At 58.6% G+C, this 25,305-nt stretch carries 34 protein-coding genes and 1 tRNA gene; 24 read left to right on the top strand and 11 right to left on the bottom strand.

The window, feature by feature from the left end; translation table 11 throughout:
• Position 1 precedes the first annotated feature (1 nt).
• Entirely contained in the window at positions 2-406 is a 405-nt protein-coding gene (locus tag BLU28_RS17525; protein WP_077987800.1) for a DUF2934 domain-containing protein, read from the top strand.
• Between the two features lie 214 nt (positions 407-620).
• On the opposite strand, the gene BLU28_RS17520 is transcribed toward BLU28_RS17525, so the two are convergent.
• From BLU28_RS17520 to BLU28_RS17470, 11 genes are all read right to left on the bottom strand, one after another.
• On the bottom strand, positions 621-833 hold the full coding sequence (locus BLU28_RS17520; protein WP_077987801.1) for a hypothetical protein: 213 nt from the start codon (positions 831-833) through the stop codon (positions 621-623).
• Positions 830-1,393: a hypothetical protein gene (locus BLU28_RS17515; protein ID WP_139190409.1), complete on the bottom strand. Its 564-nt coding sequence runs from the start codon at positions 1,391-1,393 to the stop codon at positions 830-832. The genes BLU28_RS17520 and BLU28_RS17515 overlap by 4 nt, the downstream gene beginning before the upstream one ends.
• Positions 1,371-1,787, bottom strand: a complete 417-nt coding sequence (locus BLU28_RS17510) for a DUF4031 domain-containing protein (RefSeq protein ID WP_077987803.1) — start codon at positions 1,785-1,787, stop codon at positions 1,371-1,373. Before BLU28_RS17510 ends, BLU28_RS17515 begins: the two co-directional genes overlap by 23 nt.
• A 188-nt stretch (positions 1,788-1,975) precedes the next feature.
• Positions 1,976-3,148, bottom strand: coding sequence for a DNA polymerase III subunit beta (dnaN, locus tag BLU28_RS17505; RefSeq protein WP_077987804.1), 1,173 nt, complete (start codon positions 3,146-3,148; stop codon positions 1,976-1,978).
• 24 nt (positions 3,149-3,172) lie between these two features.
• A complete protein-coding gene (locus BLU28_RS17500; RefSeq protein WP_077987805.1) occupies positions 3,173-4,138 on the bottom strand; it encodes a DUF5131 family protein in 966 nt (321 codons plus the stop codon).
• Entirely contained in the window at positions 4,131-4,421 is a 291-nt protein-coding gene (locus BLU28_RS17495; protein ID WP_077987806.1) for a hypothetical protein, read from the bottom strand. The genes BLU28_RS17500 and BLU28_RS17495 overlap by 8 nt, the downstream gene beginning before the upstream one ends.
• Positions 4,422-4,519: 98 nt before the next feature.
• Complete coding sequence (locus tag BLU28_RS17490; RefSeq protein ID WP_077987807.1) at positions 4,520-4,870, bottom strand: hypothetical protein; 351 nt, start codon at positions 4,868-4,870, stop codon at positions 4,520-4,522.
• Positions 4,867-5,028 carry a hypothetical protein gene (locus BLU28_RS26370; RefSeq protein WP_175477708.1) on the bottom strand — a complete coding sequence of 54 codons (162 nt, stop codon included), beginning with the start codon at positions 5,026-5,028 and terminating at the stop codon, positions 4,867-4,869. Before BLU28_RS26370 ends, BLU28_RS17490 begins: the two co-directional genes overlap by 4 nt.
• Positions 5,025-5,225: a hypothetical protein gene (locus BLU28_RS17485; protein ID WP_139190408.1), complete on the bottom strand. Its 201-nt coding sequence runs from the start codon at positions 5,223-5,225 to the stop codon at positions 5,025-5,027. The genes BLU28_RS26370 and BLU28_RS17485 overlap by 4 nt, the downstream gene beginning before the upstream one ends.
• Positions 5,226-5,606: 381 nt before the next feature.
• Positions 5,607-5,789: a hypothetical protein gene (locus BLU28_RS17480; RefSeq protein WP_077987809.1), complete on the bottom strand. Its 183-nt coding sequence runs from the start codon at positions 5,787-5,789 to the stop codon at positions 5,607-5,609.
• Positions 5,790-6,347: 558 nt separating this feature from the next.
• Positions 6,348-7,049 (bottom strand): S24 family peptidase, encoded by a 702-nt coding sequence (locus BLU28_RS17470; RefSeq protein ID WP_077987811.1) that lies wholly within the window; start codon positions 7,047-7,049, stop codon positions 6,348-6,350.
• An 86-nt stretch (positions 7,050-7,135) separates the two neighbouring features.
• Between BLU28_RS17470 and BLU28_RS17465 the strand changes: the two genes are divergently transcribed.
• The 23 genes from BLU28_RS17465 to BLU28_RS17360 all read left to right on the top strand — a co-directional run bounded on the left by BLU28_RS17465 (position 7,136) and on the right by BLU28_RS17360 (position 25,301).
• On the top strand, positions 7,136-7,381 hold the full coding sequence (locus BLU28_RS17465; protein ID WP_077987871.1) for a hypothetical protein: 246 nt from the start codon (positions 7,136-7,138) through the stop codon (positions 7,379-7,381).
• Positions 7,382-7,398: 17 nt separating this feature from the next.
• Positions 7,399-7,474, top strand: a tRNA-Met gene (locus BLU28_RS17460).
• Positions 7,475-7,798: 324 nt separating this feature from the next.
• Positions 7,799-8,275, top strand: coding sequence for a phage regulatory CII family protein (locus BLU28_RS17455; protein WP_077987812.1), 477 nt, complete (start codon positions 7,799-7,801; stop codon positions 8,273-8,275).
• Between the two features lie 8 nt (positions 8,276-8,283).
• Entirely contained in the window at positions 8,284-8,439 is a 156-nt protein-coding gene (locus BLU28_RS26365) for a hypothetical protein (protein WP_175477707.1), read from the top strand.
• Positions 8,436-8,672 carry a hypothetical protein gene (locus BLU28_RS17450; RefSeq protein ID WP_077987813.1) on the top strand — a complete coding sequence of 79 codons (237 nt, stop codon included), beginning with the start codon at positions 8,436-8,438 and terminating at the stop codon, positions 8,670-8,672. The genes BLU28_RS26365 and BLU28_RS17450 overlap by 4 nt, the downstream gene beginning before the upstream one ends.
• Positions 8,672-8,995 carry a DUF2312 domain-containing protein gene (locus BLU28_RS17445; RefSeq protein ID WP_077987814.1) on the top strand — a complete coding sequence of 108 codons (324 nt, stop codon included), beginning with the start codon at positions 8,672-8,674 and terminating at the stop codon, positions 8,993-8,995. Before BLU28_RS17450 ends, BLU28_RS17445 begins: the two co-directional genes overlap by 1 nt.
• Positions 8,992-10,506 (top strand): MT-A70 family methyltransferase, encoded by a 1,515-nt coding sequence (locus BLU28_RS17440; protein WP_077987815.1) that lies wholly within the window; start codon positions 8,992-8,994, stop codon positions 10,504-10,506. The genes BLU28_RS17445 and BLU28_RS17440 overlap by 4 nt, the downstream gene beginning before the upstream one ends.
• Positions 10,503-12,422, top strand: coding sequence for a DNA cytosine methyltransferase (locus tag BLU28_RS17435; RefSeq protein WP_077987816.1), 1,920 nt, complete (start codon positions 10,503-10,505; stop codon positions 12,420-12,422). The genes BLU28_RS17440 and BLU28_RS17435 overlap by 4 nt, the downstream gene beginning before the upstream one ends.
• Positions 12,419-12,712 (top strand): hypothetical protein, encoded by a 294-nt coding sequence (locus tag BLU28_RS17430; protein WP_077987817.1) that lies wholly within the window; start codon positions 12,419-12,421, stop codon positions 12,710-12,712. Before BLU28_RS17435 ends, BLU28_RS17430 begins: the two co-directional genes overlap by 4 nt.
• 13 nt (positions 12,713-12,725) lie before the next feature.
• Positions 12,726-13,970, top strand: a complete 1,245-nt coding sequence (locus BLU28_RS17425; protein WP_077987818.1) for a helix-turn-helix domain-containing protein — start codon at positions 12,726-12,728, stop codon at positions 13,968-13,970.
• Positions 13,957-14,610 (top strand): transcription termination/antitermination protein NusG, encoded by a 654-nt coding sequence (nusG, locus tag BLU28_RS17420; protein WP_077987819.1) that lies wholly within the window; start codon positions 13,957-13,959, stop codon positions 14,608-14,610. Before BLU28_RS17425 ends, nusG begins: the two co-directional genes overlap by 14 nt.
• Before the next feature lie 362 nt (positions 14,611-14,972).
• Positions 14,973-15,596 (top strand): winged helix-turn-helix domain-containing protein, encoded by a 624-nt coding sequence (locus BLU28_RS17415; protein ID WP_077987820.1) that lies wholly within the window; start codon positions 14,973-14,975, stop codon positions 15,594-15,596.
• Positions 15,596-17,614 (top strand): phage terminase large subunit family protein, encoded by a 2,019-nt coding sequence (locus BLU28_RS17410; protein WP_077987821.1) that lies wholly within the window; start codon positions 15,596-15,598, stop codon positions 17,612-17,614. The genes BLU28_RS17415 and BLU28_RS17410 overlap by 1 nt, the downstream gene beginning before the upstream one ends.
• 5 nt (positions 17,615-17,619) lie before the next feature.
• Positions 17,620-17,820: a phage head-tail joining protein gene (locus BLU28_RS17405; protein WP_077987822.1), complete on the top strand. Its 201-nt coding sequence runs from the start codon at positions 17,620-17,622 to the stop codon at positions 17,818-17,820.
• On the top strand, positions 17,820-19,316 hold the full coding sequence (locus BLU28_RS17400) for a phage portal protein (RefSeq protein ID WP_077987823.1): 1,497 nt from the start codon (positions 17,820-17,822) through the stop codon (positions 19,314-19,316). Before BLU28_RS17405 ends, BLU28_RS17400 begins: the two co-directional genes overlap by 1 nt.
• Complete coding sequence (locus BLU28_RS17395) at positions 19,309-19,938, top strand: HK97 family phage prohead protease (protein WP_077987824.1); 630 nt, start codon at positions 19,309-19,311, stop codon at positions 19,936-19,938. The genes BLU28_RS17400 and BLU28_RS17395 overlap by 8 nt, the downstream gene beginning before the upstream one ends.
• Positions 19,939-20,021: 83 nt before the next feature.
• Positions 20,022-21,656 (top strand): phage major capsid protein, encoded by a 1,635-nt coding sequence (locus BLU28_RS17390; RefSeq protein ID WP_077987825.1) that lies wholly within the window; start codon positions 20,022-20,024, stop codon positions 21,654-21,656.
• Positions 21,657-21,719: 63 nt separating this feature from the next.
• The gene (locus tag BLU28_RS17385) at positions 21,720-22,055 is read left to right on the top strand and encodes a DUF2190 family protein (protein ID WP_077987826.1); all 336 of its coding nucleotides are present in this window, start codon (positions 21,720-21,722) and stop codon (positions 22,053-22,055) included.
• Positions 22,056-22,059: 4 nt separating this feature from the next.
• Positions 22,060-22,461, top strand: a complete 402-nt coding sequence (locus BLU28_RS17380; protein WP_077987827.1) for a hypothetical protein — start codon at positions 22,060-22,062, stop codon at positions 22,459-22,461.
• A gap of 15 nt (positions 22,462-22,476) precedes the next feature.
• Positions 22,477-23,202 carry a hypothetical protein gene (locus tag BLU28_RS17375; RefSeq protein ID WP_077987828.1) on the top strand — a complete coding sequence of 242 codons (726 nt, stop codon included), beginning with the start codon at positions 22,477-22,479 and terminating at the stop codon, positions 23,200-23,202.
• Between the two features lie 12 nt (positions 23,203-23,214).
• Entirely contained in the window at positions 23,215-23,397 is a 183-nt protein-coding gene (locus BLU28_RS17370) for a hypothetical protein (protein ID WP_077987829.1), read from the top strand.
• A gap of 4 nt (positions 23,398-23,401) precedes the next feature.
• The gene (locus BLU28_RS17365; protein WP_077987830.1) at positions 23,402-24,880 is read left to right on the top strand and encodes a hypothetical protein; all 1,479 of its coding nucleotides are present in this window, start codon (positions 23,402-23,404) and stop codon (positions 24,878-24,880) included.
• Positions 24,881-24,929: 49 nt separating this feature from the next.
• On the top strand, positions 24,930-25,301 hold the full coding sequence (locus tag BLU28_RS17360; protein ID WP_077987831.1) for a phage tail tube protein: 372 nt from the start codon (positions 24,930-24,932) through the stop codon (positions 25,299-25,301).
• Positions 25,302-25,305: the final 4 nt, after the last annotated feature.

Below are 25,305 nucleotides of genomic sequence, written 5' to 3'. Positions count from 1 at the left end.
TATGAGCCACGACCGCGAAGCCGCAATCCGTGAAAAAGCGCGCGCAATATGGGAGAGGGAAGGAAGACCCGACGGGCATCATGAAAGACACTGGATCGAGGCGGAACGGGAAATCTCCGCGGAGGCGGAACCGGCAAAACGCAAAAGCGGAAATGGCGTGAAGAAGTCCACTTCCGCCACCGCGTCAGGGGAGAAGGGGCCTGCAAAAAAGTCGCCCACGAAAAAAGCCAATTCGGCAAAGGTGAAATCTCCTGCGGTAAAATCGCTGGAGAAAGAGCAGAAATCCACGGACAAGAACAAGGAAGACGATTTGACCGAAAGCCTTGAGGAGAGTTTTCCGGCCAGCGATCCACCGGCATTGACCAACGCCACGAAGGCAACAAAACGGGCGGTCAAGAAAAGCTGATGGCCTGACGGCCGCAGAGAAGGAAGTCACGAAAACTTCTAGGTCACGTCGGGCGAATTGCAGCTGCACTTCGCTCGGCTGACACGCTTTTGAGAAAAATGGCTCCCCGGGCCGGTGTAGGATCTAACTCTTTCGCAACGGCGTCTGGTATGAAAATCAGATAGTTAGTATGCGGTGGCAGAATATTGCGGGCGTCGTGTAGTCAATTTTGTATCTAAATTGTAGCCCGATTGGCTCCTATTAAATTGCGGATGCGGTCGCTTTGGGAGCCTCTCTTTTTTGCTTCTATCGCCGCTAGGTACTCGCGCTCGACACGGTCGAGTAACGGTTGCGCAATCGGCCCCTTCACGTCGACGACCTTGGCGGCGAACACGAGCATTTCCTCAAGTCTCTCAATGGTGACACCCTGGTAGGTAAAGACGGTCATCGGCCGTCCTTCCATGCGTAATAATCCCGGCGCAGTCGCTTCCAGCGCGCTGCGGCCTGTTGGTCTGTTTTCAATTCGGCCCGAGACCGGATGTTGAGGATATGCCGCACGCGAGTGTTGACCCGCTCGTCGTCGGCCGCGTCTGCGAGATCGTGGCACTGCATGAGATAGCGGCGGAAGTCCTGCTTCCCGCAAAGCATCGCGCACTCTGCCGGGAAGTCCTTTTCCTTGGGCTGTGGCGGCGTTTGCGCCGGTTGCTGTTGGCTCTCCAGCCTGCGGATCTTCGCGAAGGCTTCATCAATCACCATCATCAGCGCGCGGAAATACGTCAGTGATTTCTCGACGAGCTGGCCGTCGTGGTATGGACAATCCGGGCGGATGATGACGATCGGAAAGATTTCGCCGGTCATGTCATCGCGCTGGCAGATTTCGGCCTGGCTGGTCGCGGGATTGTAAGTCCGCTCCCAGTCGTCAGAGACGAGTGGCAACAGCTCCCTGGCTTCTCGGTATGTGCGCTTGGCTTCGTCGAGGTCCATTTCAGAATAGACCTCGCTGCTCATTCTCCGCAGCCTCCTCGGCCATCATTGCTCTGCCGGTGCGGATTTCCTCGATTTGGATAATCATCGATCGTGCTCGCTCGACGATATCGGGTCGATTATTCGCCTCTCCCCAGACGATTTTAAGATTACTCGTGTGGATTACCGGGCCAAACTCATCGGTCAGGATGGCGCCCGCTGCGATTGCGAGCGCCTTTTTTGAGAGCGAAATATCGAAATGCACCCAAGAGGCATCGCGGTGTTTACCGAAGGACAGAGTTTTGTGGCCCTGTATCCATTTCCGCTGGACGCCAATCCTGTCCACCATTGCCAGAAGTTCGTCATCGGTGTCTGCCCAGAGGTGGCACATTACCATGTTTCCGAACTTGTGACGCACATCATCTACGTAGACGCTCATGCTGCGCCCTCCAATCCAAGTGGAATCTCGTATGAATGAAGACGATCTTTGCAGGCCGGGTTAACCCAAAGAACCTCTGTGCGAGTGCGGGCGCCGTCCGCCAGCGCTGTGCGTGTCACCCGCTTCCAGTCAGAAAGCGCCTTGTCGTAAAGCGATATCGCTGTCTACTGTCGCTAGCTGGTTCATGTCTAAACCCTCATCGGCATGAGGAGCCGGGTCATTTCCGAATCCTGATCTGCAAGGGCAATCGGGCCGCCATCGCCATTCAGTTGCATGGCGACAGAGCCTTGGCAGCGCTTCACCATGTCGGCCATATAGCGGCTGTTGACGCCGATCGGTGCGAGATCATCCGGCCAGTCGCAGGAGGTGGATACTTTAGCGGTGCCCAGCTCCTCGTTTTTCACCTCGACATGCAGCTTTCCCGAAACGCCGTGCAGCCGGATTGCTGAGCCGCGCCAGCCGCCAATAGCGGTAGCTTGCCGGATCGCCGGCAGCATCTCGTCGGTCCGGATCTCAAGTCGGTGGGCAAACTCTTTCGGTATCACCCGCTCGATATCGGGGAACGTGCCGTCGATAAGCTTGCTTCGCAGGACGAGTCCCGGCCCCTTGAATTCGAGAACGGTGTCGATGATCTTGTTGCCGTTGCTTACGGAGAAGATCTCTACGTCGGCGTTGGCGAGGTACTGGGAAATCACGCCCACGGTTTTGCGTGGGATGATGTAGCTGAAGGCGGTTTCGTCTTCGTTCGCTGCGTACCTGCAGAGTGCCAGGCGGTGACCATCCGTGGCGGCCATCCGTCTGCCGTTCGGCGTGGATGCCCAGTTGACGCCGTTCAGGTAATAGCGCGTCTCCTCTGTTGAGATGCAGCCGGACACTTTTTTCAGTGCAAGCGCGAAATGACCGTTGGTGAAGCGCTCGACCATTCCGGCCTTTTCGCCTGCGATCGTTGGGTAGTCCTCCGGCGCGTGCGCCTCCACCGTGTAAGAGGCAACGCCAACGCGGATCTCGGCGCTGTGTCGGACCGACGTGGCGCCTGTCTTTTCGTTCTTCGTCTCGACCTGAGCGGGCTCAATGTGAACCCATCCGGTTCCTGCGGCAGATGCAACGGCAGCAAGGAACCGAGCGGGAATGCACAGCGACCAGGCGCCAGCGCCCTCGATCTCGTCGACGTGGATGGTTGCATGCAGGTCCAGATCGGTTGCCTCGACGGACAAGCCTTTCTTGCCGTAGTTGAGGCGAATGTCGTTCAGTATCGGGATGGTGTTTCGCACCTCGATAATCGAGTTCGCCAGCTTAAGCGCCGATGCCAGTTCCTTGGCTTCAACGGAGACGTATTTTGATGCCGTCGTTTGGCTGATCATTCCCGTGGCCTTTCGTTTCAGACGTTAAGGGGTGAGTGCAGGCGGCGCGGGGCAATGCCGAACGCTGACTGTCGCAACTTCGATTTCTGGAAAAGCGTTGTGCTCGATGCCATCGAGCGTGCGGCCGGATCTTCTTTTGCCGACGCGGACAGCACCGCAACCATCCGGCCATTCGCGGTCGTCAAACCAGTGGGTGTCGGCCTTGGCGAACGCAGGCACTTTCACGCCCGGTTCGTCCGGCTTGAACACGGCCACGTCGCCGAGATCTTCAAAGAAGCCCGTCGCCCATTCGCCATTTTGCTTATGGTGAAAGGGTTTTCCTGCGGCGGCCGAAGCATCGCGGATCATGCGAAACCATTCTGGGTGCGTGGGCCGCGCCTTGTGCGTGCCTTGGTCGGTCTCGCCGCCGGTTATCAGCCAGTCAGGCAATGTGGTGCCTTCGAACCTGATTGCTCCCAGCAAAGGCTCGTAGGAGCCGAATGAGAAGATAGCGCCGGTCGCTTCCTTCGCGCGCTGCAGCTTCAGCCAGTCGCGGCTCCATTCGATCTGATTGCAGAACGTGCCGCCAATCGCGATGTTGCGCGGCATGGTTTTCCCGCTCGTCATCTTCTCGATGTTGCCGATGCGTTTCGTCAGCAGCAGCCAGACAAGAAAAGGCGTGTTGTCGATCAACTGGAAAAAGCGCTCCCGCCACTCCGCGGGCACGGCGTTGTCGAAGGGATCGCACAGCGACGGGAACACGAAAGGCGGGCGGGCAGCGTTAGCCTTTGCGGCCTTGCGGTTCCACGCGAGCGGCTTTTTCCAATAATCCTCGGACATGATACTGCGGGTGCCTTCACCGGACCCCGGCGCGCCCCACTGGGCGCGATGCATGCGGGTGTCCATCAGCTGTGCGGCATAGCAGCCATCGCATGCAGGGCTGACGCGTGCGCAGCCGGTCCACGGCGACCAGGTGTAATCCGTCCAGGAGATCGCCGTGGTGTCAGCCATGGGGACTCTCCAAGGCGGCCGCATAGATCGCAGGGCAGGGCAGGGTAATGCTGCTGCTGAAACGGCGCACAACGACCGTGTCAAAATTGAACCGCGCCTCGCGCCATGTCTTGCCATAGAGCGGAGCGACGACGCCCAGCTCGCGCAGCCGCGTCGTGACGCGCTTGATGCTGGCGCTGTAGTGGTCGGCGATCTGGGCGCGGCCCATGCCCATCTGCGCGCAGCGAGTGAGCATGACGGCGGACGGCAGCTTCGTGCCGCCAAGTTTGTTGTTCTGGCGCATGTCAGATCACTCCAGCCAGCATGCCCGCCACCATCGCGATGGTAAAGACAGAGCCGACGAGGGTCTGAAGGATGCGCGCTTCGCGCTCGATCGCGGATTTAGTCATGGTCTAGGCTCCCGTTGACCTGGAGCCATTGGCGAACGGCGCGCGAAAGATCGCGGTCGCGGTTGCTGGCTCCGGAGAGATTGAGAAGGGGAACGGCGGCACGCAGGACCGATTCCAGCGTGTCGCCCATCATCGTGGCGTCGTGTTCGGGCAGGGTTCTGCCGTTGGTCACGACCTTGAAGGCGTGCGCGATGTCGGACTGCGCGCCGATCAGGTGCGAGTTTGCTTCCGCGAGCTGGCGCTCGACGAACACGTCGCTTTCCGTCTTGCGCGGACCACCTGCTGAAAAGACGAGGCGTACGGGAGGCCTGCGAACGGGCAGGGTGAAGATCTCGGCGCTCATTGCCAGACGCCCTCCTGCTTGCGAAGGTTGATCTGCGGCGCACGGAATGCGCTGAGCGTGATGACGAACACGTCGATCTTGCAAAGCTCGACCATGTCATCGCGCATGGCGTCGGCGGCTTCGTCCAGTCGGATTCTGAGGAGAACGAGCCGGATCATATGCGCGTCGCCTGTTCAAGCTGGCGCTCAACCTCGACGACACGGACGCCGCACAGAGATGCAGCCATGAGGAGCGCCAGAAAGGCGGCGCCTGTCATGCTCACGATAGTGATGCGGGAATAGGGTGCTGGCTTGACCTTGTGAAAGGTACCGAGGTTCTTGCAGGCTAAGGGGTATGCGGGGGATATCTGGGTCACGTTGGCCTCCATCCGTTCTGGAACCGCCTCGCGTGAGGCGGAAACCGGAGCGGACGTGTCAGGCGGGCAATGGCGTCAGCCGCCGCCCGTTGTGCAGGTCCTTCCGCGCATGGAGGAGGGTGATGTAGGAGAGACGCAACGCATCGTTCGCTCTCATTCGACCTGCGACATAACGCTTGCGGATCTCCGATGCGGCTCTCAGTCGACTGAAGGCGGAAATGATGTGAGGTGCGCCAGCCGTCCAGCCGTCATCAATATACGATTGTCTAAATGCGGGTCCGCATGTTGCCTTTCGGCGCTGTGCTGGTGATGGCTTTGCCATGTCTGTCTCCATCCGTTCGGGAAACCGCCTCGGACGAGGCGGAAACCGGAACGGACGTGTCAGGCGGCTTCAAGAAGCGCGTCGTCGTTCGCCTTCATGCGCGCCTGTTCGTGCAAGCGGTCGATATCGGAGTTCAGGAAATAGAGGTTCAGCTGCTCGCGGGTGCAGCCTTCACCGAAGCGGCGCATCGCGGCGGCCATCGCTTCGATCTTTTCATTGTCATTCATCGCACTGACATTCATGCCGGTCTCCATCCGTTGAAGGGAGACCGGACGGCATCGAGGCGAGGGGAAAGGGTGCCGTCCGGTCTTTGTCCGGGCCATGTGGTTTGCTCGGATGGGGACGTTATAGTGGGATAAATCCCACTTTGCAAGATCAAAAAGTGGGATGCATCCTACCGGCGTTGAGTGATCCCACGAGCACCCGAAATTTCCTTTGTAAATTAGAGGTTTGCGAAACGGCGAAAAAAACGAATCACTTTCGACTCGACTCTCTGATTGAGTCATGTCTTTTTAACATGAACGAAATGAGAACAAACAGGAGAGGAATATGGCAACGCCGCCAGTCAGCCACCCAGACGCCATGCGGTTGGTCATCGAGCTGGATTCGCTCTACGTCGCCTGTGATGACTGCGGGCACTCGCGGTTGCTTGGATATCGAAACCTGAGGGAGGCGGCCGCCTTAGGGGTGCATAACTACATGCAGCTTTGCCGCAAGATCCGGTGTTCAGAATGTCCGAAGGTTCCTCCGACGCAGAGGAACCTCACGATCCGACCGAAGTGGATTGAATTGCCAGTCGCTCAGACTGTTGCGTGAAACACGATCTTGTGGACCGAGAACACAGACGAAGAGGGGAATGTCACCTCATTTGTTTCGCCTTCGTCTGGGTTGTGTTGCCAAAGTCGCGTGACCTTGCTCGACTGTGAGCGGAACTCCTTGATATAGCTTTCGCGCTGATTTTCTTCGTCAGTCGCTACTTGGACGATTACATCGTCGCCCGCACGGACAGGCTCGTTCGGATTGATCCAAACCGTCTCTCCGGCCTTAAAGCGAGGCTCCATCGATGTGCCGTAGACCCGCACAGCGTATGCACCCTCAACGCCTTCCAGCATCGGCGGAACGAATAGCCGGCCCACCTCAGACCCGTTCAGGATGAAGCGGCCATTTGGGCCGCCGATAGACTGCCCCAGAAGCGGAATGTAGCCGTCGCTCTCGAATTTCTGAAACCTTGGCGGAAAGCTTGCGTTCGGCTTTGTCGCGGTGGGCGCCGCGCCATCGTCTGGATGACTTAGTCGAACAACCTCTCCTCTCATCAGCGCGTCCGCATCCAGTTGAAGTGCTCGCGCCAGGTCGGGCATCTTCTTCAGCGTGACCGTGGATTTCTTGCCGTCGACTAAGTCCCGCAGGAAGGTCCGTTCCAGGCCGGCTTTCACCGCGGCCTCAACGGGTCCCAGGTCGAGTTCATTCAGTCGTTGGATCGCGATTTCTTGGAGCTTGCTCATGCCTGCATAATAGGAAATTTCCCCCTCCAAACGCGAATGGGATGTTTCCTATTGCAAAGTGGGATGCATCCCACTATAAGGGCGGCATGGAAACGCAACTCGCCGATCATCTGCTGACGCTTTCGAATGCCTTTTGTGAGGCCAAGGCTCTTGGCGAGTCCACGGTAGGCAGGCATTGCGCTGCCGACAGTCGCTTCTTCTCCCGAATCAGAGACGGGAAGACCTTCACCGCCAAAAAGTATGACGAGGTTGTTAGCTGGTTCAGCAGCAACTGGCCCGATGGATGCGATTGGCCGAACGCTGTTCCTCGCCCCCTGGAGGCCGCAGAATGACGGTGCTCCAGCTTTTCCGCTGCGTAGGGAAGCGGTCATCCCGCGTGGTTCATACCCACAATGTCGCAGGTTCGAATCCTGCCGCTGCAACCAATCCCGGCGCTTTCCTGGCAGAGCGCGCACGGGATACCGGACGGAAGAGGCTTTGCACGCCTGCGGACCCTTCCGTCCGGATCGCCTTTCCTGTTGCGCGAGAGTTCTTCCTTTCTTCTCCGCGCACCCGCCGTGACGCTTTTCCTCCGAGCTCCGGCGGCCCTTTTCTTTCATTGTCACCATTGTTGTCACTCCAGCTTGCGTCGCCGCTGATGTGGCGCGGCTGTGGTTGATCTGATGAGCAACGAATAGGCCGCGCCCGCGCGGGCTTCACCGAATCCTTTTCCGATTTTCTTTCCTTGACGCGTTTTCAGGGGTGTTTTCGTGCGCACTATTTCCGAAGAAGAAATCCGCAGCCTGAAGGGTGCAACCGAGGCAAGCTACAAGCTGGGCGGCGGTGTGACCGATTTCCCGCTGTTGACCCGCGTGAATGTCTCGACGCTGTCGAAGTATGCGAGCTTCAACGAGGAAAACAGCGAAGCTCTTATCCCGATCGATGTTGCAGTCGAGGCGGACCGCCGCGCGAAAAGTCCTGTCATTGTTGGCGCCATGGCGCGCAAGCTCGGCTTCAAGCTTGTCGTGGACGACGAGTTGCAGCCTGAGGCGCGGCCCATCAATGAAACCGACATGATGGACCTGATGTCGGAGTTCGCTGACGTCATCAAGGTTGTTCAGGAGGCCAAGCAGAGCGGCACGCTCGGCACTGCCGCCGTAACCAAGCGCATCACCAAGGAAGTTCACGAGCTTATCCGTGAACTGAAGGACCTGATGGTGAATGCACCGCAGAGGCCGGACCGATGAGCCTCTGCATGGCCGAAACAAGCCGTTCGAAGCTCGTCAAGGAGGCCCGCGCCGCGCGGGTTTTGGAGTTTTGGCGCGCCGGTCGATCCACCCATGAAATCGCAACGGAGCTTGGCCTCGACGAGATCGAGGTCTGCCGCATTGTCGAGGAGGCAGGACATTGAAAACCAGTGAAAGCGCTCTGACCCTGACGTCGATATCGGACGCCGCGCGCGCAATGCTGCGCGAAGTTCGTGCGGCCGGTGGCAAGTGTACGATCCGTGCCTCGTTTCAGGCTCGCGCGCTGGCGGCGGAACTGAAAAAGGCTGGATACGTCCAGATCGATCAGAGCGGTTCCGAGCTTCGGCTGACCGGAATGGGGCAGGCTTACCTCGATCGACTGATGAGGGCCCACTAATGTCCGATGATTTCGATCCGTACGCCATTCATCAGCCAAAGCGCGCAGGCGAACGCCCCGGAGACAAGCTGGAAAGCGAGCCGGTCGCAGCGTCGCACCTGCGTTCCTTCATCGAGCGCATGGAGCGCCTCGCTGAAGAGAAGGAAGTCATCAAGGATGACGAAAAAGCAGTGATGGCCGAAGCGAAAGCCATGGGCTTCGACAACAAGGCCATTCGCACCATTCTGCGCATTCGCAAGAAGGACCCGCAGAAGCTTGCCGAGGAGCTCTCGATTCTGGACGTCTATCTCGTGGCCCTCGGCATGGATGAGGGGCTGCGATGACGATTCAGGGAGAAAGAAAGCAGGCAATCCTCGCGGAAGCTTGCGCTAACGGCAAATTCGATGTTGCCAGCGAAGCGGATCGCAAATCGGCGACTATCCTGCATATGGCTGGTTATCTGGCGCGAGATCCGAAGGTCTCTGGGCGTTTCTATCCGACGACTTCGGGATATGACGAGGCTGGCGTGGCGCAAAAAGTTAGCGCCGGGGTGGAGCGGAAGATCTCGTCTATCATCGTGGGCAAACGACTGCGGACGCTCGACGAGGACAAGGTCGCGGCGCTTATGGTGTCGATACCGGAGCATGGTCTGCGCAATCCGGTTTCGGTCTACGGATTGGAGACCGACGAGACTGTCGAGTTATCCGCCGGAGAGCACAGACTTGAGGCAATGCGTCGCCTCGGCAAGCAAACCGTGCCTTGCGTCCATTACCAGGGTGACGCGCTTGATCGCGAGCTTTGGGAAATCGACGAGAACCTGATCCGTAGCGACCTGACGCCCGCCGACCGGGCACTGTTTGTCTTCCGTCGCAAGGAAATCTATCTCCTGAAGCATCCAGAGACGGCGCACGGCGGAGATCGATCAAGTCGCCAGATTGGCGACTTGAAAAACGACGAGGCAAAAAGGTTTACTGCCGCCACTGCGGAGGCAACTGGTCAATCGGAGCGCGCCATCCAGCGCGACGCGGAGCGTGGCGAGAAGGTCTGTGAGCGCGCGCTGCGCATGGTCTCTGGAACTCCGCTGAATACCGGCGCGACACTAGACCGACTGAAACGGCTCTCGCCAGAGGAGCAAATCGTCTGGATAGACGGCGCATTGCGCGAGCGTCGCCGGGTGCAGGATGAAGCAAAGCAGATCCGCACCGAAACAATGAAGATCAACCGGACTGTGCGCAACGAGCTCGTCAGCGCCATTGCGTCCAAGGGCCGCGTTTCGCCTGGTGAGTTGCCTCGCGCTGCGTTCCCTGTCGGCTACGTCGACGCTCCCTGGCAGCAGGAGGCGTGGTCTGACGAAACGGGGCAGGATAAGGGCTTGATGTATCCCTCGATGCCTCTGGAAGAAATCATGGCGCTTTGCGCCGGCGACAAGTCGCCATTCACGCCTGACGCCGTTCTTTTCTTCTGGGTGCCGATGAACCGGCTCGATGACGGTATTGCTGTGATGCGGGCGTGGGGCTTTGAGTTTGTCTCCGCGATCGTATGGGACAAAATCGATATTGGCATGGGCCGATGGGTTCGCGATCGTGCGGAAATTCTCCTGATCGGCAAGCGCGGCAAGATCTCGCTTGCGCCAGAGATGGGAACGCAGCCGCCCAGCCTGTACTCCGAAAAGAAGGGGCCGCATAGCCGAAAGCCGGTGTGGTTCGCTGAGCAGATCGATCGGCTTTACCCGACATTGCCCAAGCTCGAAATGTTCCAGCGCCGCGAAAGTCTCGCGGATGGCGACGTGCGCCTGAATGGAAAATGGGAGTTTTGGGGAAATCAGGCCGGTGCGCCGGAAGGCGGTGCGGCATGAACGCTTACCCGGGAAATATTTTTGACCTTCGGCATTCTGTCGCGGTGCCCGCACTGGGTCCGCATGGACCTTACATCATCGATAGTTTCGCTGGTGGCGGCGGCGCCTCGACTGGTATTGAGCAGGCTCTCGGCCGGTCTCCTGACTACGCCATCAACCACAATGCAGCGGCTTTGGCGCTGCATGAGGCAAACCATCCTGAGACCATCCACCTCTCGGAAAACGTCTACAAGATCGATCCACTCGATCACCTGCGCGGCAAGCATATCGGCCTCGCCTGGTTCTCTCCGGACTGCAAACATTTCAGCAAGGCGAAAGGCGGAAAACCGGTTGAGCGCAACATTCGCGACCTGTGCTGGATCATTCCCGGCTGGATCGAGCGCATCCAGCAGAGCGGCGGCAAGGTCGATGTCGTCATCATGGAGAATGTCGAGGAGTTTAAGGACTATGGCCCGCTGATCCAGACCGAGAAGGGTCTGCGGCCGGATCCGGAGCGCAAGGGGCAAACTTACCAGAAATGGTGCAAGAAACTGCGTCAGCTCGGCGCGAAAATGGAAAGCCGCGAGATCCGTGGGCGCGATTACGGTGCCACGACCATCCGCAAGCGGCTCTTTGTCATCATGCGTTTCGACGGCCAGCCGATTGTATGGCCGGAAAAAACGCATGGAGCGCCAGACGATGCTGACGTCATCGCCGGTCGCAAGCTTCCCTGGCCGATCATGGCCGATGAGATCGACTGGAGCCTGCCGTGCCCGTCTATCTTCGACTCGTCTGCCGAGATCTGGGAAAAATTCGGTGTTCGGTCGGTTCGGCCAATTGCCGATGCCTCGCAAGCACGCGTTGCCCGTGGGTTTGATCGTTTCGTCCTGAAGGCCAAGAGGCCGTTTCTCGTCCAGATCGGCTATGGAGAGCGAGATGGGCAGGCGCCACGATGCATGAGCCTCGACGAGCCGCTTGGCACAGTCGTCGCCGGCGGCGTCAAACATGCGCTGATTTCCCCATCCGTCCAGCGGTTCAACACTGGTGCAACCGGTGTTGCCATGGACGATCAGCTGCCGACGATCACGGCAAACAGCTACATCAAGCGTCCCGGCGGTGCGGCACCGCTCGGCTTGCTGGCGCCGGTTCTGACCTATGCTCAGCAGGGCGGCGCTTGCCGTCCCGTGGATGGGCAGTCGCATACCATCACCGCCAGCAAAAAAGATCAGAATTCCGTTCTCGTCGGCTACATGGCGCAGGCCAACAATGACAGCCGGCGCGTGGGCGGTGTCAATCCGGGGCGCTCACTGGATGAGGCGCTGTCGACGGTCACTCAGACGGGCAGCCATCAGCAGCTTGTGTCCGCCTTCATCGCGCGAGATTTCGGAACCTCGACAGGTCACAGCGTCACGGAGCCTTCCGCGACAATCATGCCGGAAGGGCAGGGCAAGAGCCGTCTCATCATGCCCTATCTGCAATCCTACTACGGGACCGGAGAGGGTGCCCGCGAGGATGACGCATGCCGCACGATCACGACGCGTGACCGCTTCGGACACATTGAGGCGACCGTGGATGTCCCGCCGTTCACTGAAGCTCAAGCGGCGCGGGCTCGGCAGGTTGCGGACTTCCTGCGGGCGCATGGCGTCTGGGATGAACGTGAATTTGTCACCATTGAAATCGATGACGTGCTGTTCGTTGTTGTCGATATTGGCATGCGTATGCTCTCGCCGCGCGAGCTGTTTAATGCTCAGGGATTCCCGCGCCACTATCAGATAGACGGGTACTTTGATCGGCCACAGGGCCACGCCCCGGTATGGGTGCAGTTCTCGAAAGAAGTGCAGGTTTCCTGCGTGGGTAACAGCGTTTGCCCGCCAGTCGCTCGGGCGCTTGTCGCTGCGAACTGCGGCCACCTTGCAGTCACGGCGGTGGCGGCATGATTGCGATTATCCCGAGAATTGAGCAACTGGAGGCGGCCAGAACGCACGAGGAGCGGGCGGCCTGGCTACTGACGTGCCCGCTCGACGTTCTGCTCTCATGTGAAATGACCATCCGCAACCGGCTGCTGAGCGCCCGGTTCCGCGAGGGCCTCGAATATCTCGAAATTGAACTGACGGATCTGCGGCGCGAGCGCGGCGCGGACGGTGACAAATCATTGCGAATGGAAGTTGGCGCAGCGCGTGGACGTATGGAACGCATCGCGCTGGGGCTTCCGGCTGCGCGCTATTAAGGGGAAGGGGCAGATGAACGAGCCAAGACTATCGATCATTCCCGGTTGGATCATCGCGGATCCACGGCTGAAGGGAAAAGACCTGCAAGTGCTGTGCATGCTTGGTCGCAACGCCAACACTCGCCACGGCTGGTGCCGTCGCAGTCAGGTCAAGCTTGCCCAGGCGCTCAATTGCTCTCGCTCGACGGTGCAATCAGCTATCGCGCGCCTGGTGGAAATCGGGGCTGTTGAGCGTCGCGAGGTCGTAAGCCAGAACGGGCGCGACAGCGCGCATTGGTATCGCGTGATCTACGATTCTGCCGTCGCAAGCTCTGCGTTTGATGCATGGGATGAGGAAGACGAAAAGGAATTTGATCCTACTTCCGAGTTCGCAAACGAGGCACCCCCTGCCGGTATATCGGCACCCCCTGCCTGCCCAGAGTCGGCACCCCCTGCCTGTTCTGGACCGGCACCTATTAACGCCTCTCCTTTAACGCCTCCTGATGAACGAAAAGAGAGAGAGACGCCTGCCGGCGCGGCTGGAAGGATTGAGGAAGAAAACCCGAAAGCCGTGGAAGCTGCGTTCAAACGGTTCTTCATCGGCTGGAAAACGGCGATCAGCGACAGCGAGCCGGAAGCTCGGAAGGAATGGCTGGCGCTTTCGCCTGATGAGCGTGGTCTGGCGCTGGAGCATTCGGAGGCGTATCAGGCTGCAGCGCTATCGATCGGTCGGAAACACCTTTGCTCTGCGGCAAAGTACCTGAAGGAACAACGCTGGACGAAGCTCTCCCAGCCCAAGCCGGTATCTCCGCAGGCCGAAAGCTCGGAAACCTTCACGGTGTTCTCGCGAGCTGGTCGCGCCATGCTCATGTCAAAGCTGCTCCAGCCCATTCGGGCGTTGTCGCTCACTCCGCTTGAGCAGAATATCGTTAATCAGAAGCCCGAAAAGCACGACCTCATCTGGCGCGATAAGAAGGAAAAACAGGGGTGGCCGGAGGCTGTGCAGCTCATAGAGCGCAGACGCTTCACGGTGGTGAACCGGATCATCGAGATCAGTAAGGATTTCGAGAAGGTCGCTGTTGGTGGCGAGGTTTGGGAAGCATGGAAACGCGCCTATGCGGAGCGGTGCTGGCCGTGGCCTGTTGCTCCTGAGCGCTTGGAGTTCGCTCAATTCCCTCCGTTGCCTGACGATGTAAACGACCTCGACGAGGCAGTGTTCGTCGCAATCGAAAACTTCAAACACAGACTGAACGAGGGACGGAACGATGATGCAGCATAAGTTTGATGATATCTCGCGCCACGTCTCTCTCAAGGGAATGCTTAAGCTTGATCGCATCGCTCAGGAGGCGGCGAGGGTCGCTCATGAACGCGAATCGGCGTCGAAAGAGAGGGCGCGAACCGTGTCTGATTCTGCTTGGGTAATAGCGCGCGTCGAGTATGGACGCGAAAAGGCTGTTGAGAACGCCATGATTGAAGCCGGTATAGAGGCGTGCGTCATCATGCGAATGGGACCTGAAAGGAAGCGCCACGGAAGGCGACTGCCTGCATCCAGACTGCCCGTCTTCAACGGAATTGTGTTCGTCTACTGCCTCCCAGACAACCACGCTTTGCGTGGCATCCTGTCGTTCGATGGCGTCAAAAGCATCGTGATGGGCGGAGAGAAGGCGGTCAAGGTCACTGTCGAAACGATCAATGAGTTCAAAGAATTGGCCGCAGATGGTGCATATGATTACGGGCGTCGATCCGACGCGATCAAGAAGGGCGACAAGGTCAGGATCACAAGTGGTCCGTTCGTCGGTTACGAGGTATCGGTTGATGCGTTTGGCGAGGGTGGGCACGGAGACGCAGTCGTAACCATCGTGATCTTCGGAAAACCATCCGTGTTTAACATGCCGCTTGCAATGCTTGAGAAAGTGTGAGTACAAATCTGCCCACGGTCGATGCGGTTCTTAGTGGCGATTACGTTTCACGCCCGCACCCAGTCCTGACAGTCTCACAAGCGAGACACCGATTCAGGGCCAGTGCTACAGCTATGCGACGATGAATGACAAGGCGGCCAGACGGTCGCCTTTTTGCATTGTGGGTATGGGCAGTCGATCGGCGACCATCGGGTACTGCCGACCAGCCGAGGCCCCTCCCTCCGGGTCGAACCTCCACCCCTCACGGGTCCTCCTCCGATCCCCTCCCCATGCGGGCCGGGACGACCCCGAAAGTTCGCTAGTTACGGCGCGCAAAAAACTGACCTGACTCACCTGACTCGAAAGCTGACGACCTGACTCAAATGGCAACAGACGCACAGCATAGCCTGCCGATGGATGGCGGCCTCTGGATTACCGTTGCTGAACTTGCCCGCCGGAAGGGGGTGAGTAAGCAGACGGCTGCCGAGAAGGTGAACCGATTGGAGACCGAGGGAAGGATTTCGACCCGCAAAGAGGGACGGTCACGGCTTGTCGAGTTGGCGGCTTATGATCGTGCCGTCGGTACGTTTGGGGATGCTGCTAAGGAGATCGGCGCGCAGACGAAGCGTGATGACGCTTCTGGTGAGAACTCCGCTTTGCGAGATGCCCAGACGGACAGGGCAAAGTACGAGGCTCGCCTGAAGGCGCTCGATTTCGCTGAACGCAGTGGTTTGGTTATTCCGCTTAAAGGCGAGCACGGCATCGAGGGCGCGTTGATTAAGATCTGCGACCAGGTGCTTCGAGATCTTGGCACGCCGATGCAATGGGTTGATGACCTGATGGAAGCAAGCCGGAAAGGTGAGCCGCACTTTCGCCGTGTGATGCGCGGGAAGGTCGCGGATCTCCGGAAGCTTGTTGCCGAGCACTTGCTGGCACTTTCGGGCGAAGCAGCCAAGGCCGAAGCGGACGGCATCAACATCAACATCCATTTCGACGGCGACGAGTAATGCAAATTTCTCTTAAGCGTTCTGCGCTCGCGGTTATCGCGGCGACGCTGGCTGCTGCGATCATGCCGCCCGAACGGCTGGATGCGGTCGAGTATGCGCGCACCATTGTTGTTCCGGATGGGCCTCGTGCGCTCGATACCTGGGATGACAGCCTGACACCGCACATCCGCGAACCATTGCTTATGACGATGGTAGAAAGCGGCCATAATGAAATCGCGGTTCGGAAATCTGCACAGACGGGTTTCACGACCCTGATGCTCTGCTCGGCAGCTTATTCGATTGCGCAAGATCCTTGCCGCATGATGATCGTCCAGCCGACGACCAACGCACTCGCGGAGTTCAACCGCGAGAAGCTCTCTGTCATGCTGCAGCAGACAGAGGGACTACGGAAGCTGGTTCGTGACCAAACCAGCAGGTCCGGTGAAGGCTCAACGGCGCTGGCAAAGCGCTTCCCGGGCGGATCACTGAAACTTGCTATCGCGAATTCTGCCGCTGATCTTCGTTCGTCCACGATCCGAAAGGCGTTCCTCGACGAGATCGACGAGTATCCCGATGACCTCGACGGGCAGGGCGATCCATTCGCTATGATCGAGGCCCGTCAGGAATCATTCCTCACCTCTGGCGACTGGCTGCGGACTTACGTATCCACTCCGACCGTGAAGGGGTCATCGAAGATCGATGACAAATTCATGGCCGGCGATCAGCGCTATTGGAACATGCCATGCCCTGGCTGCGGTTCGCATTTCAAATTCGTATTCGACCGGAAGTACTTCCGGTTTAATGACGAGTTTCCTTACGATCCGTACTACGCGACACCATGTTGCGGCACCATCATCCAGAGCCACGAAAAGGTGTCCCTGTATCGCAAGGGAAAGTGGATACCCGAGGCTTCGCGTCCCGGCGCATATCCGTCCTACCACTTCGATGCACTGACTTCTCCGTTCGTGCCGTGGGAGAAGATCGCCGAGCGCTTTATCGGCTGCAATGGCGATCCGCAAAAGCTCAAAGCTTTCTTCAACCTGACCCTCGGTCTCGCTTTCGACATGAAGGGCGACGCTCCCGACCACGTCAGACTGATGGAACGCCGGGCCAAGGATCTGAAGCGAGGCCGAATTCCTGCGGGTGGCATCGTCTTCGTTGGCACCGCCGACGTTCAGATGAAGGGCATCTGGTATCTATTTAAGGCCTACGGGCCGGATCGTCAGAGCTGGCGTGTGGACGCTGGCTATATCGAAGGTGATACGGATGATCCGCATGCAGGCGCGTTCCTCAAGCTTGAGGAGCTGCGCCAGAAACATTGGCCGGATGCTTTCGGAAGAACCCGCCAGGTTGATGTTTTTGGTATCGACTCCGGTTACCGCGCCCATGTCGTTTACACCTGGGCGCGCGGTAAGGCTGGTGTTTTCTGCCTCAAAGGCCTCGATGGATGGTCGCGTCCGCCTATGGGGCAGCCGACGCCGCAGGACATCAACTGGAACGGCAAGCGCATCCGCGATGGCGTGATGGTCTGGGGTGTTGGAACATGGTCACTAAAAGGGGCTTTCTATTCCAATCTCCGCAAGGAGGGCAGGGCCGCCGGGCATGACGTTGACCCACCCGGCTATTGTCATTTCGGCGACTGGATGGACGAGGAATATTTCAAGCAGATCACGTCCGAGTATCTTGGCGTCGAGAGCCGCAAAGGCAAAAGCAAAGGTAGAGGCAAGGGGCAAACCCAGCAGAAGTGGGTTCCTCGTATTGGATACGAAAACCATCTGCTCGACTGCGAGATCTATGGTGATGCGCTTGGGGACTATCTCGGTATTTCGCGCATGACGCCGGAAGAATGGCAGCGACTTGTCGCAATGCGGGGGGTCCCCGAAGAGGTCTTCCGGGCAGACATGTTCGCTCCGGCGCCACTCGCCGTTCAACAGGCAATTGTCGAGACGTCCTCAGGTGCTGCGAAGGCAACTGCGGAATTCGACGCGGACGAAACAGAGGGGGGTGACTGGCACCAGCCCGTATCATTCTGGGATTGACGCTCATGGCATTCACGCAGGCGGACCTCGACGCAATCAATAACGCGATCGCCACCGGCGCCAAAAAGGTTCGGTTCCAGACACATGAGGTGGAATATCCGAGCGTTAGCGAGATGCTGAAGGTACGGCAACTGATCAAGGATGAACTTGAGGGGGCTGGCGAACCGGATGGCGCGATGTTCGCTGAGTACCGAGGTGGATACTGATGAACGTCCTCGACAAGGTCATATCATTCTTCAATCCCGTGTCCGGCGTAAGCCGTGCCGCAGCGCGGCAGATGCTCACTTCATTTGAGAAGCGGGAATATTCTGCTGCCCAGTTTGGCCGCCGAAACAAAGGGTGGCGATCACGGGGGACTTCAGCAACGACCGAGGTTGCGGCAGCAATGTCCACATTGCGCGACAGGTCGCGTGACTTCGTTCGGAACGGTTGGGCGGGGCAGCGTATTCTGGATGTTCTGACGTCTCACGTCATTGGCACTGGTATTTTATCGATCCCGAATACCGGATCTGATCGGATCGACAATCGCTATCGGCTTCTTCGTGAGGAGTGGGAACAAAGCTCTGACGTGGAGCGAGTCCTGGACTATGGCGGTCAACAGGCATTGGTCCTGCGATCCATGGCGGAAGGCGGCGACAGCGTCTTGCGGTTGCTTCCAATCAAGCTGGAAGAGGCCGGAAAAACGGTCCCCCTGCGGCTTCTTGGGCTTGAGGGCGATCTGATAGATACGTCTCGCGACAGTGTCATGGTCGGTGAAAATAATGTCCGTCTCGGCGTCAAGCTTGGTGACTGGAATGCCCGAGAGGGTCTTTATCTCCATCCTTCCCATCCTGGCGACAGTGGTTTTTCATTCGGCAATAAGATGTCCAGTCTGGTTCCGTGGGATGATCTTTGTCACCTTTACCGTCCATTGAGGCTGGGGCAGCTGCGCGGCATTTCATGGTTCGCACCGATCCTTTTGAGCGCGAAGGAAATACAGGATCTGATGGAGGCGGCCATTGTCCAGCAGAGAACGCAGGCGAGCTTCGCGGGATTTCTGAAACGTCAGCCGGGATCCTCAAACCCGCTGGCGCCGAAAAAGGACGCAGATGGCTCGAAGGTTACGCGCATCGAGCCGGGACAGATTCAGGATATCGGAGACGCTGATATCGTTTTTGCCAACCCGTCGTCTCAGTCTGTGTTCGGCGAGGCCTATAAGGCTGGACTTTGGGCGATGGCAGCCGGTGCTGGCATCACCTACGATCAGCTGACGGGCGATCTCACACAAGCCAATTACTCCTCGCTGCGTGCAGGAAAGATCGAATTTCGGCGTCTCGTTGAGCAAATCCAGTGGCACATATTTGTACCCTCGGTTTGCCGGAAGGTTGATCGTCGGTTTGAAGAACTTGCGGTTATGTCGGGAAAACTACCGGCCCGCCGCGACGGGTATCGAGTTGATCACGTCATGCCTGCCATCGAACCGATCGACCCGAAGAAGGACCTTGAGGCCGATATTCTTGCTGTTCGAGCCGGGCGAATGTCGCCGCAATCGTTCATCTCTGCATGGGGCCACGACTGGCGGAAAGTTGTGAGCGATTTCGACGCCTTCTTCAAATTTGCAGACGCAAACAACGTGCTGCTCGACATCGACCCACGGAGGCCCGCTGCTGGGGCAAAAACAAGTGCCGCGCCACCTGCGGCGGAAGGAGCGCAAAATGAGTAACATTATCCGGTTGCCCCAGCTTCTCCGCGATGCGGAGGTTCGGGCGGCTTCATTCAATGAGGCTGATAATACAATTGATGTCGTCTGGACAACGGGCGCCCCAGTCCGGCGGGTCAGTTGGATCGATGGTGAATTTGATGAAGAGCTTGTCGTTTCACCGAACGCAATCCGGCTCGATCGGCTTAATGCCGGCGCTCCTTTCCTTGATACGCACGGAACTTGGAGTCTCGCTGACGTTATTGGATCGGTCGTAAAAGGTTCGGCCAGAATAGAGGGCGGCGTTGGTGTCGCAAAGGTTCGTCTCTCTACTGCGGCCGATGCTGTCGATCGGGTCGCGAAGATTAAGGAAGGCAGCGTTTCCAATATCTCGGTTGGCTATCGCATTCATGCGGTGGAGAAAACGGAACGGGAAGGACGCATTCCCGTGCATCGAGTCATTGATTGGGAGCCATGGGAGATTTCAGCTGTCCCCATTCCGGCGGATCCCGGAGCGCATGTGCGTAGCGGCAAAGATGACGCGCCGCTCTATGCCTGCCGCGTTGAGCCGGATCTCTCGACTGCAAACAACATTCGCCGCATCCGTATGCAAATGCAGATGCGACAACAGCAATTGGCAGGCTAGCGCAGGCTACCGCATGCCATGGCCGTAATTGCGGCCTCGCCCTTCCTCGCCTTTGGGCAAGGCATTCTTCAAGGAAAATATCGATGATGAAGAAAAACGTTCTGGCGGTAGCCTGCACGCTCGCTATCGCAATGGTTATTGTCGGGTTCGGTCTTTCGACCGATGCCTTCGCGGCCATGCCGCACGTGCCGTTGCATGTAACCGGGCTTGTGGTTGACGGCATCCGTGACCTCACCTCCTACATGGCTATCCCGCTGGTTGCGATGCGTGCCAATCTGGAGGACCTGCAAAAACGGGCGGCGGAAAAGCTGCTTGAGCTGAAAGATGACACCGCTCCCGATGCTGCACGCACCATTGAAGCCGATCACAAGAAGCTGCTCGAAGAAATCGAGAAGCTGAAAGGCGATATTCGTCAGGCCGAAGTCGACGAGGAAACCCAGCAGGGGGATCGCAACAATCCCCCCAGCAATACGGAAGGTGCTCGGGCAGCGGATATCCTGGATCTCGGCACTCGAGCAGGCATGCAGATTGACGCGATTCAGACTGCGCTGCGTAACGGCGTTTCGGTCGAGTCCTTCCGGTCTCAGGCTTTCGATTTCATGGCGCAGCAGGCATCGCGTTCGCCGTCCAGTTCGATCCACGTTGTCCGCGATGAAGCCGAGGCCCGCCGCTCCGGCATGGTGACTGCGATGGCGTTTCGCCTGGGCGGAATGGATCAGCCCACCGGTGATGAGGCGACGCGCGCGCGCAGCTTCATGGACAATCATGACGTTGTCGAATTCGCCGCGGCAGCCATCGGCCACCGTGGTGCGGCCCGTACCGTGCGCGAGCGGGAAGATATTCTCGTCCGCGCATTCCATAGCACGAGCGACTTTCCGGCGATCTTCTCCAGCGCCATCAATACCGTCCTCGAACGTCGTTACGCGCTGGCGCAGCCGACCTATCGTCGTATTTCGCGGCGGCGCGACTTCGTCGACTTCCGGCCGCATTACGCGGTTTCGGTCGGCGAGTTCCCGATGCTGGAGAAGCTCACGGAAGCAGGTGAGATCAAGTTCGGCACCTTCGGTGAGGGTAAAGAACAGATCGCCGTCGCGCCTTACGCGAAGGGTATCAGGGTCACCCGCCAGATGATGGTCAATGATCGGCTGAATGCTCTCGGTGAAGTCCTCGGCGGCTACGGCCGAACGGTCGCTCGTTTCGAGGAGCTGACGTTCTATACCATGATGTTGTCCGCAAATACGAAGCTCTCGGACGGCAAAACGGTATTCCATGCCGACCATGCGAACCTTGCCGGGACGGGTTCTGCGATCAGCGTCGCCAGCATCGGCGCCGGCAAGGCGGCGATGCGCAAACAGAAAGGCCTCGATGACGCCATTCTGAACCTACAGCCCTCCATCCTTCTGGTTTCTCCCGATAAAGAAACGGAAGCGCTGCAATATCTGGCACCGATCACCGCCAACGACTCTGTGAAGGTGAACCCTCATGTCGGTACGCTGGAGCCGGTGGTATCGGCCCAGCTGACCGGAAACGCCTGGTATCTCTTTGCCAGCCCGGACGAGGCGGCAGTCTACCAGTGGGGCCTTCTTGATGGTTACGGCGCGCCGCGCATTCGCTTCGACGAGCCTTTCGGTACGCAAGGTCTGGCTATGACCGTCGAGCACGATTTCGGCGTTGGTGCCATCGACTTCCGTGGCGGGTACAAGAACCCCGGCGAATAAGCCGGGATTCTTCCTCTCCGTTGTTTGCGCCTGAGCGCGCCTGATGAAGTAAGGATTATCATTATGAAAAACTACGTTCAGCCGGGTAAGGCTATCGACATTACAGCGCCGACCGGCGGCGTTGTGTCGGGCCAGATTGTCGTCATCGGATCCCTCATTGGCGTTTCTGCCTTGACGGCCGCCGAAGGTGAGCCCTCTGTCATCGACACCGAAGGCGTGTACGAAGTACCTAAGACTTCGGCCCTCGCAATCAGTGTCGGCGACAAACTCTACTGGGATGCGACAAACAAAGTGGTCAACAAAACCGCAAGCGGCAATACCCTCGTTGGTATAGCAGTGGCCGCCTCCGCGAACCCGTCGCCCACAGCCAAGCTGAAGCTCGGCGCCACGACGGTCTGACGACATGGCGTCGCTGTTTGAGCGGCTGGCGAAAACCAGCCGCTCCACCGTTGAGCGCGTCCACGGCGTAGATGTTACCGTCTTTCCGATCAGCAATCGTGATCCGAACGCTGGTGCCAAGCTGGACGGCTCTAATCCTCCCTATTCGACGGTTGCGTGTTTCTTTGAGAATACGGAATTCAAGGGAGAGCAGAGGGCGCAACCATCGGCAGACGGGCGGAAGCTCATGCATCGCGCCCCGCAGCGACAGGCGTCTATCCGGCTCATCGACGGGAAGCCGCTCAAGACGGATTTTTATCTCCGCAGGGAAAGCGATCAAAAGCTTTTTACGATAACGCAGTTCGACCCGGACGGGTCCGGTAATGTCATGGCATTGCTTGCCGTCGCCGCGTCGCTCCCGACTTGATGAACTGGAAACATCATGCTGGCTCCGGAAGCGCTCAGACTTATCACCGTTGAGGTTCTGCGCCCCACGGCGTCGCTGACGTCAGGGGTATACCCGACGGTTGCGGGTCGTCTTGTATACGACAGCCGCGAAATCGCTGTGCAGGACATTTCGACGGAGCGTCCTTATACACCCGTTCTTGCTCTGCACAGTTCAACCGCTGCGCTGAAGCCACGGGGCGAGCCTGCCGCCCTTGACGATCTGGAGCATGAAGCGGTTCTTGATATCATCGCTGAACTCGCTGTTGTGGCGGGTGATGAGTCCGGGGCATATGCCGATGCTCTTGCCGGAACGGATCCCAACGCGAGGCTTGTTTTAGCGGCTCTGTGTTCCAAGGTCCGCTTTTTGCTGGAGAGATCATCAGCCGGTGCGCCGTGGCGACGGCTGGTCAAGCGGATCGTCTCCGTCGAGGCGATACCTTTTGCAATTCCTGATCTTGGGTGGCGCTATCAACGTACAACGTTGCGGTACACCGTTGAGCTGGCTGCTGACGTGTACAACATCAACGAGGGCGGTTTGCCGGAGCCGATCCGGACGGTGTTTCAAAGCCTCCCTGCGGACTCTTACGCGAAGCAAAAGCTCGCCGAGCTGGCGGGCTATTTCAGTGCCGAGTCCATTGACGAACTCGACGAGATCGGCGGCGCGGTGAACGCGCCCGGTGGAACCGTTATTCCCGTCGGTCAAAACAATCTCACCCTCTGATCGGAGATTTTCATGTCCAAAATTTACGTGGCCGCCGCAGGGTGTGCCATCCCCGGAGGCTGGCCTGATGAGGGCCGACCGATTGACCCGCTGTCCCGTCAGCATCGCCGCATGATCGAGACCGGTGACCTGGTCGAGAAACAACCGGTCGCCGAGAAGCCGACCGACCCCGCAAAGCCGTCCAGGAAGGATTGATCCGATGGTGAACAACATCCCCGACAACATCGTCGCACCGCTGCTTGCCTTCGACATCGAGTCCGGTGGGCAGTTTTCGAGCGAACTGAATGAAATACTTATCGGCTTTGGTAGCGCTGGCGGTGCCCTCGGCGAAGGCCAGGTCGCCATCTGCGGCACGGTCAACGAAGCCCGCCGCCTCGCTGGTCGCGGCTCGATGCTGGAAAGCATGTTCATTCGGGCCCGCAAGAATGCGCCGTCTCAGGTGATTTATCTGGGTCGCGTGGCCGATACCGGTACGGCGGAGATCCGAACGATGACGGTTGGCGTGGTACCGGCAGCTGGTGGCCAGGCCGTTGTTCAGATCGCTGGCGAGAGCGTGTCGATCGACGTCGCAGCGGGCACGTCAGCCAATGATACCGCTGCAGCATTGGCGACGGCGATCAATGACTATTTCAACCCGCTCTCAAAAAAGAGCCTGCCTTTCACAGCGATCGCTGCGGCCAATGTCGTCACCATCACGGCGCGCCACAAGGGCGTTTACGCGACCGACCTGGATATTTTTATCCCCGTACTGGAAGGCGGTAACGTCTTCACCGGCGCCAACCTGACGATGGCAACGACGACGCCGGGCGCCGGAAATCCCGACATTGCACCCATTCTGGCGGCGATGGGCGATGACCCTTTTGAGGCTATCGTCTCTCCGTTCAATGATAATGCAAACGTCGCATTGCTCGACGCCTTCGTTACGGCGCGCTGGGGATACGACCAGCAGCTTTACGGCCACGGCTTTTACCCGTTTGCGGGCACCGACAGCCAAATCAATGCGAAGGGCCTCGCGCGCGACACGTGGCACCTGTCATTGATCCCGATCCTGTCAGGGGGAGGCAGTGGGACACCGGCATATGAGGTGGTTAGCGCGGTCGTATCACGGGCGCTTCCCTTGCTTGGCTCTGGTTCAGATGGTCGGGTCTCGGCAAACCAGTCCGGCCTCGTCGTCAGCGGTGTAATTGCGCCGCGCGATCGCAACTACTGGCCCGATTATCCGACACGCAACGGCTGGCTACAGAATGGCGTTTCAGCCTGGAAGGTCGACCGCAGCGGCGACGTGGTGATTGACAAGATCATTACTCAGCAGCAGACGACGAGTGGCGTTCCGGATACGGCGCTTCGCGACATTCAGGCGGTGTACCAGCTGACCTATGCGCTCAAGTTCATCCGGTCACGGCTGGCTTTCGAGCATAGCAATAAGGCAATCGCCAACGACAATCCGGCGAACCTGCCGAGCATTGTCACGGTGCGGGATATTAAGTCGACGCTGGTTCATTCTTGCATCGACCTTTCCCGGCGAGGAGTGCTGGAGTTCGGCAACGACATTGCGGGGCAGATTACGGTCACCCGCAACCTCGATAACCCGAACCGGGTGGATATCGTCCTTCCGATGGATCGAGTGAACCCGCTCGACATCTTCGCTGGCCTTGCTCGCGTCTACGCTCAAATCTGAGGCGGTATCCGCCTCTTCCTTTTTTTGACCCCATCTGCGGAGAATATCGATGGCAGGAAACGATTTCGGCGGACGCATGACCGTTCGCCTTGCGAGCGGCGCGCTTCTCGCCTTGCGCGGCAATTTCACGGTCTTGTCGGCGGGACAGTCGAACGAGGCTGTCACCAATCAGGACGGCTCGACGGATCGCGTCGGCACTCCAACCGCGCCGCGCGCCGAAGTGACATTCAAGGATGCCGGCGACGTCGATTTCAACGCGTTGATGACTGCCGGGCGCCAGAACTTCACCATCCTGGAGGAGTTTACCGGCGTGACACATTATTACTTCAATGCCTTCTTCAGCGGAGAGCCCAGTTCCAACCGGCTTAACGGCGAGCTGTCTGGTCTCCAGATCGTCGGCGAAACCTATCGGCGGGGATAAAGTA

The sequence above is a fragment of the Agrobacterium pusense genome (assembly GCF_900102105.1).
Classification (GTDB): domain Bacteria; phylum Pseudomonadota; class Alphaproteobacteria; order Rhizobiales; family Rhizobiaceae; genus Agrobacterium; species Agrobacterium pusense.
Note: the sequence above shows the minus strand (reverse complement) of the source record. Positions and strands in the feature narration are given on the sequence as shown.

Excerpts from the sequence above, each read along its gene's own strand:
- BLU28_RS26370 (WP_175477708.1), bottom strand. The coding sequence starts at position 5,028 with ATGATCCGGCTCGTTCTCCTCAGAATCCGACTGGACGAAGCCGCCGAC.
- BLU28_RS17415 (WP_077987820.1), top strand. The coding sequence starts at position 14,973 with ATGGCAACAGACGCACAGCATAGCCTGCCGATGGATGGCGGCCTCTGG.
- BLU28_RS17380 (WP_077987827.1), top strand. The coding sequence starts at position 22,060 with ATGGCGTCGCTGTTTGAGCGGCTGGCGAAAACCAGCCGCTCCACCGTT.
- BLU28_RS17435 (WP_077987816.1), top strand. The coding sequence starts at position 10,503 with ATGAACGCTTACCCGGGAAATATTTTTGACCTTCGGCATTCTGTCGCG.
- BLU28_RS17370 (WP_077987829.1), top strand. The coding sequence starts at position 23,215 with ATGTCCAAAATTTACGTGGCCGCCGCAGGGTGTGCCATCCCCGGAGGC.
- BLU28_RS17465 (WP_077987871.1), top strand. The coding sequence starts at position 7,136 with ATGGAAACGCAACTCGCCGATCATCTGCTGACGCTTTCGAATGCCTTT.
- BLU28_RS17520 (WP_077987801.1), bottom strand. The coding sequence starts at position 833 with ATGACCGTCTTTACCTACCAGGGTGTCACCATTGAGAGACTTGAGGAA.
- BLU28_RS17480 (WP_077987809.1), bottom strand. The coding sequence starts at position 5,789 with ATGAATGTCAGTGCGATGAATGACAATGAAAAGATCGAAGCGATGGCC.
- BLU28_RS17500 (WP_077987805.1), bottom strand. The coding sequence starts at position 4,138 with ATGGCTGACACCACGGCGATCTCCTGGACGGATTACACCTGGTCGCCG.
- BLU28_RS17490 (WP_077987807.1), bottom strand. The coding sequence starts at position 4,870 with ATGAGCGCCGAGATCTTCACCCTGCCCGTTCGCAGGCCTCCCGTACGC.
- BLU28_RS17385 (WP_077987826.1), top strand. The coding sequence starts at position 21,720 with ATGAAAAACTACGTTCAGCCGGGTAAGGCTATCGACATTACAGCGCCG.
- BLU28_RS17405 (WP_077987822.1), top strand. The coding sequence starts at position 17,620 with ATGGCATTCACGCAGGCGGACCTCGACGCAATCAATAACGCGATCGCC.
- BLU28_RS17440 (WP_077987815.1), top strand. The coding sequence starts at position 8,992 with ATGACGATTCAGGGAGAAAGAAAGCAGGCAATCCTCGCGGAAGCTTGC.
- BLU28_RS17375 (WP_077987828.1), top strand. The coding sequence starts at position 22,477 with ATGCTGGCTCCGGAAGCGCTCAGACTTATCACCGTTGAGGTTCTGCGC.
- BLU28_RS17525 (WP_077987800.1), top strand. The coding sequence starts at position 2 with ATGAGCCACGACCGCGAAGCCGCAATCCGTGAAAAAGCGCGCGCAATA.
- BLU28_RS17430 (WP_077987817.1), top strand. The coding sequence starts at position 12,419 with ATGATTGCGATTATCCCGAGAATTGAGCAACTGGAGGCGGCCAGAACG.
- BLU28_RS17425 (WP_077987818.1), top strand. The coding sequence starts at position 12,726 with ATGAACGAGCCAAGACTATCGATCATTCCCGGTTGGATCATCGCGGAT.
- BLU28_RS17515 (WP_139190409.1), bottom strand. The coding sequence starts at position 1,393 with ATGAGCAGCGAGGTCTATTCTGAAATGGACCTCGACGAAGCCAAGCGC.
- BLU28_RS17400 (WP_077987823.1), top strand. The coding sequence starts at position 17,820 with ATGAACGTCCTCGACAAGGTCATATCATTCTTCAATCCCGTGTCCGGC.
- nusG (WP_077987819.1), top strand. The coding sequence starts at position 13,957 with ATGATGCAGCATAAGTTTGATGATATCTCGCGCCACGTCTCTCTCAAG.
- BLU28_RS17495 (WP_077987806.1), bottom strand. The coding sequence starts at position 4,421 with ATGCGCCAGAACAACAAACTTGGCGGCACGAAGCTGCCGTCCGCCGTC.
- BLU28_RS17365 (WP_077987830.1), top strand. The coding sequence starts at position 23,402 with ATGGTGAACAACATCCCCGACAACATCGTCGCACCGCTGCTTGCCTTC.
- BLU28_RS17470 (WP_077987811.1), bottom strand. The coding sequence starts at position 7,049 with ATGAGCAAGCTCCAAGAAATCGCGATCCAACGACTGAATGAACTCGAC.
- BLU28_RS17360 (WP_077987831.1), top strand. The coding sequence starts at position 24,930 with ATGGCAGGAAACGATTTCGGCGGACGCATGACCGTTCGCCTTGCGAGC.
- BLU28_RS17510 (WP_077987803.1), bottom strand. The coding sequence starts at position 1,787 with ATGAGCGTCTACGTAGATGATGTGCGTCACAAGTTCGGAAACATGGTA.
- dnaN (WP_077987804.1), bottom strand. The coding sequence starts at position 3,148 with ATGATCAGCCAAACGACGGCATCAAAATACGTCTCCGTTGAAGCCAAG.
- BLU28_RS17390 (WP_077987825.1), top strand. The coding sequence starts at position 20,022 with ATGATGAAGAAAAACGTTCTGGCGGTAGCCTGCACGCTCGCTATCGCA.
- BLU28_RS17445 (WP_077987814.1), top strand. The coding sequence starts at position 8,672 with ATGTCCGATGATTTCGATCCGTACGCCATTCATCAGCCAAAGCGCGCA.
- BLU28_RS17410 (WP_077987821.1), top strand. The coding sequence starts at position 15,596 with ATGCAAATTTCTCTTAAGCGTTCTGCGCTCGCGGTTATCGCGGCGACG.
- BLU28_RS26365 (WP_175477707.1), top strand. The coding sequence starts at position 8,284 with ATGGCCGAAACAAGCCGTTCGAAGCTCGTCAAGGAGGCCCGCGCCGCG.
- BLU28_RS17395 (WP_077987824.1), top strand. The coding sequence starts at position 19,309 with ATGAGTAACATTATCCGGTTGCCCCAGCTTCTCCGCGATGCGGAGGTT.